The organism is Staphylococcus cornubiensis, from assembly GCF_900183575.1.
GTDB classification, from domain to species: Bacteria; Bacillota; Bacilli; order Staphylococcales; family Staphylococcaceae; genus Staphylococcus; species Staphylococcus cornubiensis.
The window spans coordinates 41,474-55,352 of record NZ_FXUZ01000008.1 but is presented as its reverse complement, the minus strand read 5'-3'; the positions used below and the strand labels follow the sequence as shown (position 1 = coordinate 55,352).

Sequence of the window (13,879 nt, the reverse complement as noted above, 5' to 3'; positions counted from 1 at the left end):
GGGCGAGACTCCTGAGGCATCCAGCCGAAGCTGAAAATCCACCAACGCTTCAACCTTGTCACATACCAATCAATGCGTTGGTTAGTTGAAGCGAGGCGCCTAGGAACGCGAAGCCCATAATCGCAATCAATAAAGGCTCAATTATTAAACGCTAAGAAAGGTTCAGCAATCTGCAAGATGCTCTCTTAGTATTGAAAAACGAATGCTTTTGAAATGTTTCAGCATCATCAAAATGCAGCATTACTTAATAATATCAATCAACTCTTTCTTAGCTGCGGCGCGTGCGGGAATCCACCCAAACACAATACCAATTAACGTAGACACACCGACTGCTAATAGAATAGAACCGAGACTGACAGCACTTTGAATATATTCAGGTGTCACCACATCCACTAATTTCGCAATTAAAATACCAATAATCAAACCGATAATACCACCAATTAAACAGAGCACAACACTCTCGATTAAAAATTGAAATTCAATATCTCTCGCTTTGGCACCGAATGCACGACGAATCGCAATTTCTTCCGTACGTTCAGCAACTGAAATATACATCACATTCATCACACCAATCCCTGCAATAAAGAGTGAGATACCTGCCACGGCTGCAACAAAATACGTAATTGAGTCAAAGATTTTACCGATACTCTTCATCAGTTCTTCAGTATCTGCATATTGATATTCTCCTTGTGAGACGGCTGAACCTCTTTGATTCAATTGGTCTGCAACTTTTGTAGCAATTTCTTTTTTATTCGCATCTTCACCGACTTTTAACATTAACTGTGGAAAGTCAGATTTCAAATTCGGCAAGTCGGATTCAACGGTTTTTGTAGGGATTTGCACAGCATTCGGAATTTGTGCCTTTTCTTTCACACCGATGACTTCAAAGCCAATGTCATCAATATAAATGGTTTGACCGACTGCATTGCCTTTAAACAACGTCTCTGCCACTTCTGATGACACGGTTGCGACACGTTGCTTCAAAGCATTATCTTCTTTACTAAAACCTTTGCCTTCATCCGGTTCAGTAACTGTTTCACTTTTAACAACCGCAATATCTGCTTTCTTTTTCACAGTACGTGCTTCAGCCGTTAACCCAAGCGTGTCATCTTCTTTAACACTTGCATCTTGGACCCCTTCTACTTGGCGCGCAATATCAATATCTGTCGTTGTAAAAGGAGGTTCTTTCACTGTCTCAAAGTTGTTCGATAAGAAACTGACCAAAGCACTATCTTTTGACGCCCCTGCATCGCTGAATTGTTCATCGGCTGTCTTTTTAAAGCCATTACCTAATGACATAATCGTAATCACAGCCGCAATCCCAATAATAATCCCAATCATAGTAAAAATATTACGGCGCTTATTTTTCATAATCGAACGTAATGAAACGTGAATAATATTAGCGATGTACGCCATGCGACAGCACCTCTTCTCTTTGAACTCGACCATCCAAAATGTGAATCACGCGATCTGCTTGTGCAGCAACTTTCGGATCATGCGTGACTACAATCATTGTCGTGCCTTGTTCTTGATTCAACTGCATAAACAACGCCATAATATCTTCAGACGTTTTCGAATCGAGTGCCCCTGTTGGCTCATCGGCAATAATAAATCGAGGACGGTTCACAATCGCTCTTGCAATCGCCACACGTTGTTGTTGTCCCCCTGACAATTTGTTTGGAACTAAGTTTTCTTTATTGTACAATCCGACACGATGTAAGATGTCCAACACACGTTGATTGCGTTCAGCTGGCCGTATACCTGCGTATAACAATGGAACACTCACATTTTCTAAAATCGTGTTGTTTTGGATAAGTTTAAAGTTTTGAAATACAAAGCCCACTGTCCGGTTACGAATCGTTGCCAATTCATTATCTGACTTTTTTTGGTAATTTTCACCGTTAAACAAATATTCTCCTTCATAACCGCGATCGATAAAACCTAAAATATTGATAAGTGTACTTTTACCTGATCCTGAAGGGCCCATAATTGCGACAAATTCACCTTGCTCAATACGCAACTCGATATCTTTTAAAATGTGATTTGTTTCATTCCCATTTTTAAAATGACGATTGATCCCTTTCAGTTCAATCATTTGGCCACCTCAACTTTCTCACCATCTTTAATTTTAGCGTCTGGGTGGTTGATAACGCGATCGCCTTTTTTAACACCTTTCTTGATGATCAATTCACCATTCTTTTCGTCATACGTAATTTTCGTACGATGTGCAACGCCTGATTGATCCACGACATACACGTGATGATCTTTCGTTAACACAGATTTTGGAATTTTAAGTGTTTCTAAAGGAATCGTCGCCTCCACGGAATAGCCGTTGCGCGCATCAAAATCAAGTTCACCAATCGTAATTTTATATTTCGATGTTTCTTTGTCATTCTCGCCAGTTGGATGCGATTGTATTGGATTATTCGTCGTTAACGAGTCCGCTTCTTCACTGCCATCACCTGCAGCAGGCGCACCTCCTGTTGTCTCACCTTTGCCATCTTGTTGATAACTTGTCGGAAGTTGTGAAATGTGCGTAATTTTCCCTTTGCCTTCTTTACCAGTACTTGTCACTTTAACATTGACCGTATCGCCAACTTTAACCTTTTCCAAGTCAAATTCCGAAATAGTAGATTGAATCTCTAACTCATTCGCAATTAATTTCAATATCGGTTCACCTTCACCGACTTGGCCATTGTTTATCAATGACACTGTACCATTAAATGTCGCATTCACACTGTTATACACTTGTCCATCATAACGATTCAATTGTTTCCAAGCTTGATTAATCGCTTGCTGATCTCCGCTTTGCTGGGCATCGTTTAGCTGTTTAGATAACTTTTGACGTTGTGTTGGGTCAATATCATAATTCAATAATGGTGTTCCTTGAGTTACGGTTTGACCATCTTTCACTTGCGCGCTTAAAAATGTACCCAATTGTGCATTATTTAAGTATGTTTTAATCGTTTCAGGTGATATTTTACCCGTCACACGTAGCGGTTTGTCAGTTTTTACAGTATATGTATCGTAAGCATCTTCATTTTTTTGGTTTCCAACATCACCAAACGTTTTCACTAAAAATGCAATTCCTACAAGTAAGAAAATGCCTATCACTGACGACACAATCAAAGTTTTTTTCTTCAAAATAAAAATCCTCCTTAATGGCATAAGATACTTTGGTTGTATTATACCATTAAGAAGGATAAATTTTCTTTAAAAAATCAATAAATTATATATATTGCGGACAGTTTACAATTCCCCGGCTAAACTTAGTACCGTATCTTCTAAAAACGCTGAACCTAGCGCGAGTAATATTGTTAATATGATTGTTAACAAGCCCAAAGTCAAAGCGGCACGAAAAGACAGCCGACTCGTTGCATGATAAACGATAAACGTGACATAACCTTTAAATATGGTTTGAACGTCAAATGCGGCTAAGTACATATTCCCTGGTGCAAAAACATTAAGACTTGTGATGCTATATGTAGGAAATGACAAGTGAAATATAAGTTGAATACATACGAATACTAGTGCGACCGATGTCACAATTAAAGAATGACTTAATGAGGCAGATAGTATCGCTTGGGTCGAAACATCGGAGTGCAACAGTTTAGAAAACATCATAAATACGACAAAAGTAAACAAAAAACTTATCAGTACCCCCATCAAACTACTCATCGTATCAGCAAACCAATGAATTTGATGGAAGTCTTCAATATCTTCTTTTGAATAACCAAAGCCTTCTAACAGCGTTGTATTATCCGTATCAATTTTTAACAAAAACGCATGAATGAGTGTGATAACTACCATCAATGCCGCTTTTAATTTCCAAGTGGGATGGTTGCGTAAGTTTTCAAAATGTTGGAATAGAGGTAGATTTGTCTTGACCAACTTTTTTGCCTCCTCAAAAAGATTAACTTAATATTATCACATTGTTAGACGCTTTTTTGTATTTAAAGTAAAAATTCTAAAATATGACAAATGCTTACACAAACATTGTGAACAAAGTATAAAATTATATAATTTAGTGCTATACTATTTTTAATACTTTTTGGGAGGCAGGTCTATGGAATATTCGAAATCGTTATATATAGAAGCATTTAACACTGATAGAACACACCCTAACATTTGGAAGAAACTTTTACTCTGGATAGTTTTTATCATTATCCAAGCTGCACTCTCTATTTTTTCTATTGATTACACGAAAATGCTGACTGAACAAGGATTAACTGAAGCTCAAGCACAACAATCAGTACCTTTTACAATGGTCGCTGGCGTGATTGGTACCGTCATTAGTAGCCTCGTTGTTATAGGTATCACTTATATCATCACACTTATCATTTACAAAATTTTCAAGAAAGTACTCTCTAAAAAAGCAATATTCGGTGCAGTATTACGTTACTATAACACCATTTTAGTCGTGATGATAATTATTCTTGTCATTCAACTGTTATTTCAATTGGATATCTCAACAGTAAAAATCGATTCACTTAATGTTTTCGCACGCGGAAATACATTGTTAAGTGCATTCAGTTTGACGAATTTATTGACAGGTTGGTTATTCGGTGTCATGTTGCATTCTAATGGTCACCTTTCTGCTAAGTGGTCTTGGATAATCGGCATTGTGGTATTCATCCTATGCGTTGGATTAACTGCTATCAGTGCATAATACATACATAAAAATAAGAAGAGGCTCGAGCCACTTAATGCCCGAGTCTCTTAATTTTATACTTTTATCATTATTTTCTTTTGACGAGCCGAACCATTCGTACCATCAGTGTCACACCTATAACGAAATACGCCAACCACATGAGCCAATACGGAATCCCCTCTATACCGTTAATTGTATAAATAAGATTCACTGTGTAAAGCAGCCACACCGTAAGTTGAACGACCAGTGTTATCATCAAAACATCTCGCGTTTGTGCATGACGCTTCTCATCTACTTTCCCCTTAATTGTACGTTCGATGACAGGTAAATACTTGAATAATAAAAAGAGAAAGCACCATATAATAAGAAATACGATAGGTATGATCCATAAATACCTTTTCGAACCCCAATCATCTACTTCACCATTAAAGTTCATATGTATCCCTACTTGGTCCGGTAATTGCATGTAAAATACCGCTAATATTGCGATAGAAATCAACCATAAAACCGGGATCAATCGATTAATCCGCTTCATCTAAAATTTCCTCCATCGTTCTTCTTACGCTGCCTAAATACATTGTCCCGAACTTCACTAAATGAACGAGTAACAAATACAACTCATAAAAACGAATCCGTAACGTCGCCCCTTCAGCAAGAGGATAAGCTACATCATATGCTTCATAAAATGCCGGACTGAACCCACCAAATACTTTCGTTGCACCTAAATCAAACTCCCGATCTCCATATAATGGAGCAGGATCAAACAGTGCCGGACGACCATCCGTTAAAAACATATAATTGCCTGCCCACAAATCACCATGTAACAACGACGGTGCACTCTCATGTTGTGTGAGTATCACTTCCATCAACGCGTATACTTTTTCAAATAACGCATCATCAGCGTCAGACCACAATTGACGTTGACGAATCACGTGAGCAAGTGGCATGATACGTTGTTGCAAGAATAACGTTTTCCAATCTTCTGTCCAAGAATTGTCAAATTGAATGTCCCCTCCTTCATAAGGCAAATGAAATCCAAATCGCCCTTCTCGTTCATGCGTTTGGTGCAGTTGTGCGACTAATTTTCCCAGTGCTTCTTGACTACCATCGTACCCTTCATCCAAATAACTTAGTAATAAAAAGGCATCATGTTCGATCTGTCCTTGTTGAATCACGATAGGCGCTGTAATCCCCGCCTCTTCAAACGCTTCAAGACCTGCCACTTCTGCATCGTAAAATGACGCATCTCGCCCAGGTTGAATCAATAAAAAGTATCGTGCGTCATTGGTATCCACTCGATACGCTTGATTCACATCACCACCACTGACCGGTTCAATCGCTTGAATATTTTCGAGGGGTAAAGTGTTATACCAATTTTCATTCATAACATCCAACTCCTTTTCTCTATTGAAATTGAATCCAAACAAACTATTTTAACGTACATTTAAAGTCAACTATACTATAATTGTATGACACTATTTAAAGGAGTTGCAACACATGGAAGATAAACGTCAAATGTTACTAGACACATTTAATTATCGCTTTGCTACAAAACGTTTTGATGCAAAGCGTAAAATTGACGACGCTGATTTCGATACAATTCTAGAAACTGGCCGTCTGTCACCAAGTTCACTTGGCTTTGAACCTTGGAAATTTTTAGTCATTCAAGATCCGGAAGTACGTGAAGCACTTAAACCTATAAGTTGGGGCGCACAAGGGCAATTAGATACAGCAAGCCACTTTGTATTGATTTTAGCGCGTAAAAATGTACGACCAGAAAACGAATACGTACAAAAATTATTGCGCGACGTCAAACAAATGGATACAGACATGATTGAGCAAATGAGCGAGAAAACGTCAGCATTCCAAAACGATAACTTAAATCTTTATGAAAGCGATCGTGCATTATGGGACTGGGCTAGTAAACAAACGTATATCGCACTTGGAAATATGATGATATCTGCAGCATTTTTAGGGGTGGATTCATGTCCAATTGAAGGCTTCCAATATGATGAAGTGACACGTATTTTAACTGAAAAAGGTTATTTTGATGATGCTGAGTTTGCACCTTCAGTGATGGTTGCATTTGGTTATCGTGAAGAAGATCCAAAACGTGCCAAAACACGTCGTAGCAAAGAAGAAGTCATTGATTGGATTTAGTTGTTGGGAATAAATAAAACATGATGAATCACTTATATCGAAATTTATAGTCGTTGACAAATGTGAATTGATAGATTAATATTTGTTTATAAGGAATCCAACATAATAAACACCAATCCCCTCACTATTCGTGGTAGTGAGGGGATTCTTATTAGGTGTGGCTATTGTCATTGTCGCCTATTTTTATCGCGTTTACGTAGCCAATGCGCAAAATACGCGATAAAGCAACCACTAACTACTGTGGTTGGGCCATTCAGAAGGATTTCCCCCATAATAAACACCTCCTCTCACGCCAAATTGACGTCTGAGAGATAGACGACCCCATTATTATATCACCTACAAATCGACAATACTATCGTTTTATAATAAGACTTTGCAAAACATTATATTTATAATAAAATGGTATTTATGCATAATAAAATGGTATTTATGCATAATAAAATAACCTATGTCGTTAATTTATCAGGAAAAATGACAAAACCTTGATTTTGAGAAAGTTGATACGTTTGTCCATCAAATTGATAATATCCCTTACCCGAAACAATAAAATGAATAATAAAATTAGGTCTCACGGCTGGACCAAATTGATAACCTGAATCACAATATTCTTCTCCAGCAAACAGAAAATGAATATCATTAAATAAGTTCGTTCTCTCATTCGATACAACACGATTTCTCCCCATTCCCATCACCCTTTTCAAAGCATCATCATTTTCATTATAAACATCACATCCATAAATTAACAATTTCCATTTGGCTAAAATGCAACGATATCCTTATAAAAATCTTCAAACATTCTCCCCTATATTCATTCAATCTTTGATCCATAGCTAAAAACAAAATAAGAATGCCAAAAGTATATTATTTGAATGCTTCCTCGTTAATTCTGAATATTATGATAAACTTAGATTAATTGTCACATACAAAGGGGGTATGGAGTTATGCGAAAACTCGTGACATGTTTGATGGGCCTCGTGCTCATTTTGGCTGCTTGTACGAATAACAACAAAGATGAAGAAACAAAATCTTCAAGTAGTCAAAAATTTCCAAATCGCACTATAGAAATTATTGCACCTGCTTCACCTGGCGGGGGCTGGGATGCGACTGCACGCGCTATCCAAAAAATTATGCAAGATGAAAAGCTGAGTGATCAAAACATTACAGTCATCAATAAACCAGGTGGCGGTGGTGAAGTCGGTTGGCAATATCTTCGTGAACGTCCAGCAACTTCTATTGCAGTGAACTCTAGTCTATTGCTTTCTAACCACGAACTCGGCTTAAGTGATTTGAGTCATCAAGATTTTACACCGATTGCCATTTTAGCTACAGAATGGATTAGTCTTTCAGCTTCTAATCAATCTCACCTGTCTTCAGGTAAAGAAGTGATGGAAAAGTTAAAAGCAGATCCTAAGTCATTAACGATTGGTGTTGCACCTGGTCTTGGTAACAATGACCATCTTGCCTTTGTTCAAGCAGCAAAAGCATACGGCGTCGATGTGAAAAACTTAGATTTCCTCGTCTATAAAAGTGGTGGTGATTTAGAAACAGCACTACTCGGTGGTCATGTTGATATCGCCTCAACCGCTGTGTCTGAAGTCAAAACACAACATCAAGCTGGCAAACTTAAAGTGCTGGCAACGACTTCTGATAAACGGATTAAAGGATTAGAAGATGTCCCTACTTGGAAAGAACAAGGTTTGGATATCGTCTTCCCACATTGGCGTGGTGTGATGGGACCTAAAAATATGACCAAAGAAGAACGCGCTTATTGGAACCAAGCCATGAAAAAAGTGGTCCAATCTGAACAGTGGGAAAAAATCCGTAAAAATAAAGACTGGGATAAATTTTATAAAGACAGCTATGAATCTGAAAAGTTTTTAAATGAACAACAGAAAAAGTATGAACAGCTCATTCAAGACGCTGGTTTTTAAACAAAGGGGGAACTTCATATGGTAAGACTTATTGCGCCTATTGTTTGTTTCATCATTGGCGTTACCTACTTACTCCTCTCTCTCAATTTGCCGATTTCTAGAATTGGTGATCCACAAAGTCCAAAATACTTCCCAATTCTTATCGCGAGTTTATTGATTGTGATGAGTATTATTTACTTTTTTCAAATGCTTCGTGATAAAAATGTGTCTTTCAATGAATTTAAAGCATTTTTAACACCACTTGTCCTTAAACGCATTGGTTTGACATGTTTATTTATCCTGATATATACATTCATTTTCGAACGTATTGGTTTTTTAATTTCGACCATGTTATTTTTAGCAGCCGTCATGTTCTTAGTCAATGGCTTTAAGCATTGGTTGAAAAATCTCATCGTGGCTATCGTCTTTTCAGGTGTGGCATGGTATACCTTTGCCCAACTGTTAGACGTTAGTTTACCGTAAGGGGGCGGTCATATGGGTATCGATATCAATAGTTTTTGGGAAGGTCTCTCAACTGCCTTCCAACCGATGAATTTATTGTGGATTTTGATTGGCGGCTTCCTCGGTACAGTCGTAGGGATGCTTCCAGGTTTAGGGCCTGCGACGGCGGTGGCTGTTCTTATTCCAGTAACGTTTGGGATGAATCCCGTCAGTGCATTGATTCTGATGATTTCTATTTACTACGGAGCGATGTATGGCGGTTCCAGAAGTTCGATTTTACTCAATACACCTGGAGACGGTTCTGCAATTGCCGCAACATTTGATGGTTATCCGATGACACTCAATCATCAAGCAGGTAAAGCTTTGACCATTTCGGCGGTTGCTTCACTATTCGGCGGCCTTTTTTCAGTCATCGGCTTTATTCTCCTTGCTAAACCATTATCCGAATTTGCACTTCATTTTGGACCACGTGAATATTTCGTCCTTTTCTTATTCACATTGTCCATGATCGTCACATTGTCGCTTGGTAAAATGGTCAAAGGCTTTATCGCCATGTCTATCGGTTTAATGATGAGTACAATCGGTGTGGATTTACAAACAAGTGTGTATCGTTTTACTTTCGACGTCACACATTTAAGTGAAGGTATTGATTTTCTTGTCATCATTATCGGTGTGTATGCCGTTGCTGAAGTATTATACAACTACATGCACTTAGACACGTTACAACCACCGAAAAGCGATTTAGGCTCGATGAAATTAACGAAAGAAGATTGGAAACGCACACGCTGGACGATGTTAAGACAAAGCCCCATTGGATTTCTAATTGGGGTCTTACCGGGTGCTGGTGGTTCAGTGGCTTCCCTACTTAGTTATGCGACTGAAAAGCAATTCTCTAAAAATGGGAAGAAGTTTGGTAAAGGTGCTATCGAAGGGGTAGCAGCGCCTGAAGCTTCAAACAATGCCGCTTCTGTCGGTTCACTCATTCCATTATTAACGATGGGCGTTCCCGGTTCAGGCACAACAGCTGTTATCCTAGGTGCTGTCGTGATGCTTGGCTTACAACCAGGACCTCTCTTATTTGAAAAGCAACCCGAAATGGTATGGACACTTGTTAATAGTATGTTCATCGGCAATATTTTCTTAGTTATCATCAATATTGCGATGATTGGCCTATTACTAAAAATTTTAAAAACACCACCGAAAACACTTTATCCTATTATTTTAGTCCTTGCATTTCTCGGGACATATACATTGAGTTACAGCGTCATTGATTTCTATATTTTATTAATTTTTGGTATCATCGGCCTATTATTAAAATTATTAGACTTCCCAATTGCACCGCTCATTTTGGCAGCAATTATCGGATCTGATATGGAACAAAACTTCCGTAAAAGCTTAATTACAAGTCATAATCATCTCGGTGACATTTTCTTCGGTTCGCCGATTACCATTGTCTTAACGATTATGACTGTATTAGCACTTTTCTATCCATTAATCATTAAACTGTTTAAGAAAAAAGCATCATCAAATTGATAATATAAGGGAAAAAGGGATTGGACATAAAAATTTTTGATGCTATTGATGCAGTATTTTGTTAAACTTGCCCCGTTCTTAAGATTTATATTTTTGAATTGCCCTCATGGCTTCCCTTTCCCAGGGGCTGATCTGGAATGAAGCCGAATTGGATTTTGGGAGCAGTACAGAAATCTCATGTGTAACAAAGATTTCGTCGTACTGCCCCCGCAAGGCTGACTAGACTTCTCAAAAGTACAGCATTGAGAAGTCAGACAGCTACTGCGTTAAACAGTAGCCTCTATCAAAGTTAAAAGACGACATTTTGTTGTTAACTATGTCCCTCAGGAGTCTCAGCCTTCTGGGCAATCTTACATCAAATGTAGCCACTTAGGGCAAGTTTATGAAATGAAGACAACCCATAGCATCCAATTTTTTTCGTCCAATCCATTCTCATTTTTAGCTGTTTTATCATCATTAATGGATATATTTCCATAAAAAGGTAGGGACCGGGAAAACTTAATGTCCCAGTCCCTTCCATTTATTGTTGTAACAATGAATAAAACTCTTGAATTGTTTCCTGATTATAACCAACTGCATCGAACTTCGCATAGTCTTTATTAGTCCCATTGATAAATTGCTCTAAACCTTTAGCAATTTCAACTTCATTCTTTTCTACTAACATACCATACTTATCATCTTCAAGAACATAACGATTAGCAATAATGTCTGAAGCGAGTACATTTGTACCAACTGTTAATGCTTCCAAAATCACCATAGATTGTCCTTCGTAATGAGAAGTAAGTGCAAATACATCCGCGCGTTTCACTATATAGAATGGATTGCGACGTTGACCAAGAAAATAGACATGATTTTGTAAACCAAGCTGTGCGACAAAATTGTTCAACATCCCCTTCAGTGGTCCGTCTCCAAGAATGTATAATTTCAGCTGCGGATAATTGGGCACTAATTCGGCAACAGCTTTAATCAGTAAATCAAAGCCTTTCTCTGGTGACAATCTTCCCACTGACACCACTTTAAAATCATCTTTAGAAAATTCAATCGCTTCCATGCCTTGCTCTGTTAATGTTGCTAAAACGGCTTTTCCATTTTTTTCAAACAAGTCACTATCATCATCAACTAACTGATTGATTTTTTCAATGTTTATCGTATTTCTTGAAGCAATATGACGATTCTTTAACTTAATGGAACCAAAGTTTGATTGATTTAGTTTTTTCGTTGCTTCTGACACGCTCACTAATTTATCAAAATATGGATAAAGCGAAATAACGCCTTTCAAGTTTTGATAGTGCGGACGCTTCCCGTTAACTGTTCTCTCCATATCAGACTTAATATCACTATGCAATAAGATGTATTTCTTATTAGCACCACTTGCTAAAATGAGATTCGACCAAAACATTGCATAGCCACTGTAATCAATCGCATAATCAAATTTAGAATCCCCAAATAGTTTTCTAAACTCACGTTCAAATAGTGCTTTAGGATATACACATTTTTCGAAAAATTGATATATCCCTCTTTGGCGAATAAATTCGTTTTGATAAATTTCTTTAAAAGTAGAAATCATTGGCCCTTTTCTTAAAATAATACGTACGTTCTCATTTAAATTTTGTAAGTTATTTAACTGCTCAGTGTTATTTGTATTATTCGTGAAAACGGTGATGTCATACTTATCATAGTCTATATTGGATAACAAATTCGTCACTGATGTTGTAATTCCATTATTCTTCATTCCACCTGGATAGAGCAGTATTTTTTTCTTTTTATGATAATTTGAAGTTTTAATAGAATGATCTTGATGATTTAAAAATACCTTTTCGATAAAACGCTCCGTTACACCACCATCTTCATGATTCACGAATTCTCGCTTGAATTTTAAGTATCTATCTTGGACATCCGTACTTTTATAATTCTCATCCTTAATTAATTTAATGACTTCATGGATATTGTCAGTTATCGGACCTGGTAGTTCTGAAGGTTCTATATAGACACCGCGCTCACTTTGATACGCATCTAAATCAGGTACGTAGAACACAATTGGGTAATCTGTAACTAGAAAATCGAAAAATATACTTGAATAATCAGTAATCATGATATCAATTGCTGGCATGAGCTGGTTCGTATCTAAAAAGTCAGGAACCAAATAAGGCTTAAGTTCTGGCATTTCTTCAGCTTTACTATAAATAAATGGATGAACTTTAACAAAAATTTGATAAGGTAACGATTTTTTAAGTAACTGAATTTCTTTATAAATATTAGATAAACTATTTTCTGGATGATTTACATCTGTTCCACGCCATGTCGGACAATAAAGTAAAATAGGTTGCTGATTCACATTTAAATGTTCAGATAAATATTTTTTGGCCTCTACCGTAGATGTATTTATTGTTAAGTCTATACGTGGATAACCTACTTCTAAAATTTCACCCTCATATAGACCCTCTAATTTAAATGCATGCTTAAAAATCTGCGTCGTATGTGCATTAGGACTAATAATATAATCTGATGCTAAAAAATTTTTTATCGTATTTTGAGAACCCTTTAAATTATCTTTTACATCTAATCCCATATGTTTTAAAGGCGTCCCATGCCACGTATTGATATAAATTTGTTGTGGCTTTTTTGTAAAATAGGCAGGAAAAGTTGCGTTATTAATGATATACTTGCTTTCATTTAATGCTTGAAGATATTCATCAGATTCCTTAATCACAAAAGAGACATTACTATATTTTTTTAATTTTCTTTTATAGTAATTTAACGTATCAGGATGATCTACTACCCATATATGACGGTATTTTGAGAATTTTTTATTAGCATTCAATTGTAGAAAAATGGCATAAGGACTATCTGTAATACTTTTACCATCTCTGACCTGATACATAATTTGATATGGCTTAATAGAAGTTTTTCGATAAAGTCGTGCGTATTGATTCACTTTTCTTTGATACTTTGAATTGAGTGACTTAAAAATAGGCGAGGTTGCAAATTTAAATTTTCTAGACAATTGATTAGATAGTTTTTTCTTAACACTATTTTCCATTATCTATTTTCTCCTTTTATTGAATTGTGGATAGCCGTTGATTTCATAATAAAAGCCTAGTCCATCATCGCTGATATCCATTCTCTTATATTGACGATAACTGTTACGTACTTTTTATACATC

General features: G+C 36.9%; 14 protein-coding genes. 5 read left to right on the top strand and 9 right to left on the bottom strand.

Going from position 1 to position 13,879, the window contains the following annotated elements; all coding sequences use genetic code 11:
- Window positions 1-240: 240 nt before the first annotated feature.
- The 4 genes from CCE82_RS08925 to CCE82_RS08910 form a co-directional block, all read right to left on the bottom strand.
- Complete coding sequence (locus tag CCE82_RS08925) at window positions 241-1,416, bottom strand: ABC transporter permease (RefSeq protein ID WP_086429051.1); 1,176 nt, start codon at window positions 1,414-1,416, stop codon at window positions 241-243.
- Window positions 1,400-2,095, bottom strand: coding sequence for an ABC transporter ATP-binding protein (locus CCE82_RS08920; protein WP_086429050.1), 696 nt, complete (start codon window positions 2,093-2,095; stop codon window positions 1,400-1,402). The genes CCE82_RS08925 and CCE82_RS08920 overlap by 17 nt, the downstream gene beginning before the upstream one ends.
- Window positions 2,092-3,144: an efflux RND transporter periplasmic adaptor subunit gene (locus tag CCE82_RS08915; protein WP_086429049.1), complete on the bottom strand. Its 1,053-nt coding sequence runs from the start codon at window positions 3,142-3,144 to the stop codon at window positions 2,092-2,094. Before CCE82_RS08915 ends, CCE82_RS08920 begins: the two co-directional genes overlap by 4 nt.
- Window positions 3,145-3,249: 105 nt before the next feature.
- A complete protein-coding gene (locus CCE82_RS08910) occupies window positions 3,250-3,891 on the bottom strand; it encodes a hypothetical protein (RefSeq protein ID WP_086429048.1) in 642 nt (213 codons plus the stop codon).
- Window positions 3,892-4,066: 175 nt separating this feature from the next.
- On the opposite strand from CCE82_RS08910, the gene CCE82_RS08905 reads away from it, so the two are divergent.
- Window positions 4,067-4,669 carry a YIP1 family protein gene (locus CCE82_RS08905; protein ID WP_086429047.1) on the top strand — a complete coding sequence of 201 codons (603 nt, stop codon included), beginning with the start codon at window positions 4,067-4,069 and terminating at the stop codon, window positions 4,667-4,669.
- A 70-nt stretch (window positions 4,670-4,739) separates the two neighbouring features.
- Here the strand turns inward: CCE82_RS08905 and CCE82_RS08900 are convergent, their stop codons facing one another.
- Together CCE82_RS08900 and CCE82_RS08895 are read right to left on the bottom strand one after the other, a co-directional pair.
- Window positions 4,740-5,186 carry a DUF1648 domain-containing protein gene (locus tag CCE82_RS08900; RefSeq protein WP_086429046.1) on the bottom strand — a complete coding sequence of 149 codons (447 nt, stop codon included), beginning with the start codon at window positions 5,184-5,186 and terminating at the stop codon, window positions 4,740-4,742.
- Window positions 5,173-6,036 carry a fructosamine kinase family protein gene (locus CCE82_RS08895; RefSeq protein WP_086429045.1) on the bottom strand — a complete coding sequence of 288 codons (864 nt, stop codon included), beginning with the start codon at window positions 6,034-6,036 and terminating at the stop codon, window positions 5,173-5,175. The genes CCE82_RS08900 and CCE82_RS08895 overlap by 14 nt, the downstream gene beginning before the upstream one ends.
- A 112-nt stretch (window positions 6,037-6,148) precedes the next feature.
- Here CCE82_RS08895 and CCE82_RS08890 point away from each other — a divergent pair, with 112 nt between their 5' ends.
- On the top strand, window positions 6,149-6,811 hold the full coding sequence (locus CCE82_RS08890; protein ID WP_086429044.1) for an NAD(P)H-dependent oxidoreductase: 663 nt from the start codon (window positions 6,149-6,151) through the stop codon (window positions 6,809-6,811).
- 167 nt (window positions 6,812-6,978) lie between these two features.
- Here CCE82_RS08890 and CCE82_RS12895 read toward each other — a convergent pair whose 3' ends face one another.
- Together CCE82_RS12895 and CCE82_RS08885 are read right to left on the bottom strand one after the other, a co-directional pair.
- Entirely contained in the window at window positions 6,979-7,083 is a 105-nt protein-coding gene (locus tag CCE82_RS12895) for a type I toxin-antitoxin system Fst family toxin (RefSeq protein WP_119184409.1), read from the bottom strand.
- Between the two features lie 174 nt (window positions 7,084-7,257).
- Entirely contained in the window at window positions 7,258-7,494 is a 237-nt protein-coding gene (locus CCE82_RS08885) for an AraC family ligand binding domain-containing protein (RefSeq protein ID WP_159454529.1), read from the bottom strand.
- Between the two features lie 258 nt (window positions 7,495-7,752).
- Between CCE82_RS08885 and CCE82_RS08880 the strand changes: the two genes are divergently transcribed.
- From CCE82_RS08880 to CCE82_RS08870, 3 genes are read left to right on the top strand one after another with little or no spacing between them, the layout of a single operon-like run.
- Entirely contained in the window at window positions 7,753-8,742 is a 990-nt protein-coding gene (locus tag CCE82_RS08880; protein ID WP_086429042.1) for a tripartite tricarboxylate transporter substrate binding protein, read from the top strand.
- Between the two features lie 18 nt (window positions 8,743-8,760).
- Complete coding sequence (locus tag CCE82_RS08875; protein WP_086429041.1) at window positions 8,761-9,204, top strand: tripartite tricarboxylate transporter TctB family protein; 444 nt, start codon at window positions 8,761-8,763, stop codon at window positions 9,202-9,204.
- 12 nt (window positions 9,205-9,216) lie between these two features.
- Window positions 9,217-10,716 (top strand): tripartite tricarboxylate transporter permease, encoded by a 1,500-nt coding sequence (locus CCE82_RS08870; protein ID WP_086429040.1) that lies wholly within the window; start codon window positions 9,217-9,219, stop codon window positions 10,714-10,716.
- A gap of 520 nt (window positions 10,717-11,236) precedes the next feature.
- Here CCE82_RS08870 and CCE82_RS08865 read toward each other — a convergent pair.
- Window positions 11,237-13,756 (bottom strand): glycosyltransferase, encoded by a 2,520-nt coding sequence (locus CCE82_RS08865; RefSeq protein ID WP_086429039.1) that lies wholly within the window; start codon window positions 13,754-13,756, stop codon window positions 11,237-11,239.
- Window positions 13,757-13,879: the final 123 nt, after the last annotated feature.

What these genes read in the sequence shown, in the direction of transcription:
- CCE82_RS08925 (WP_086429051.1), bottom strand. Translation starts at nt 1,416, where the DNA reads ATGGCGTACATCGCTAATATTATTCACGTTTCATTACGTTCGATTATG.
- CCE82_RS08920 (WP_086429050.1), bottom strand. Translation starts at nt 2,095, where the DNA reads ATGATTGAACTGAAAGGGATCAATCGTCATTTTAAAAATGGGAATGAA.
- CCE82_RS08905 (WP_086429047.1), top strand. Translation starts at nt 4,067, where the DNA reads ATGGAATATTCGAAATCGTTATATATAGAAGCATTTAACACTGATAGA.
- CCE82_RS08900 (WP_086429046.1), bottom strand. Translation starts at nt 5,186, where the DNA reads ATGAAGCGGATTAATCGATTGATCCCGGTTTTATGGTTGATTTCTATC.
- CCE82_RS08895 (WP_086429045.1), bottom strand. Translation starts at nt 6,036, where the DNA reads ATGAATGAAAATTGGTATAACACTTTACCCCTCGAAAATATTCAAGCG.
- CCE82_RS08890 (WP_086429044.1), top strand. Translation starts at nt 6,149, where the DNA reads ATGGAAGATAAACGTCAAATGTTACTAGACACATTTAATTATCGCTTT.
- CCE82_RS12895 (WP_119184409.1), bottom strand. Translation starts at nt 7,083, where the DNA reads ATGGGGGAAATCCTTCTGAATGGCCCAACCACAGTAGTTAGTGGTTGC.
- CCE82_RS08885 (WP_159454529.1), bottom strand. Translation starts at nt 7,494, where the DNA reads ATGGGGAGAAATCGTGTTGTATCGAATGAGAGAACGAACTTATTTAAT.
- CCE82_RS08880 (WP_086429042.1), top strand. Translation starts at nt 7,753, where the DNA reads ATGCGAAAACTCGTGACATGTTTGATGGGCCTCGTGCTCATTTTGGCT.
- CCE82_RS08875 (WP_086429041.1), top strand. Translation starts at nt 8,761, where the DNA reads ATGGTAAGACTTATTGCGCCTATTGTTTGTTTCATCATTGGCGTTACC.
- CCE82_RS08870 (WP_086429040.1), top strand. Translation starts at nt 9,217, where the DNA reads ATGGGTATCGATATCAATAGTTTTTGGGAAGGTCTCTCAACTGCCTTC.
- CCE82_RS08865 (WP_086429039.1), bottom strand. Translation starts at nt 13,756, where the DNA reads ATGGAAAATAGTGTTAAGAAAAAACTATCTAATCAATTGTCTAGAAAA.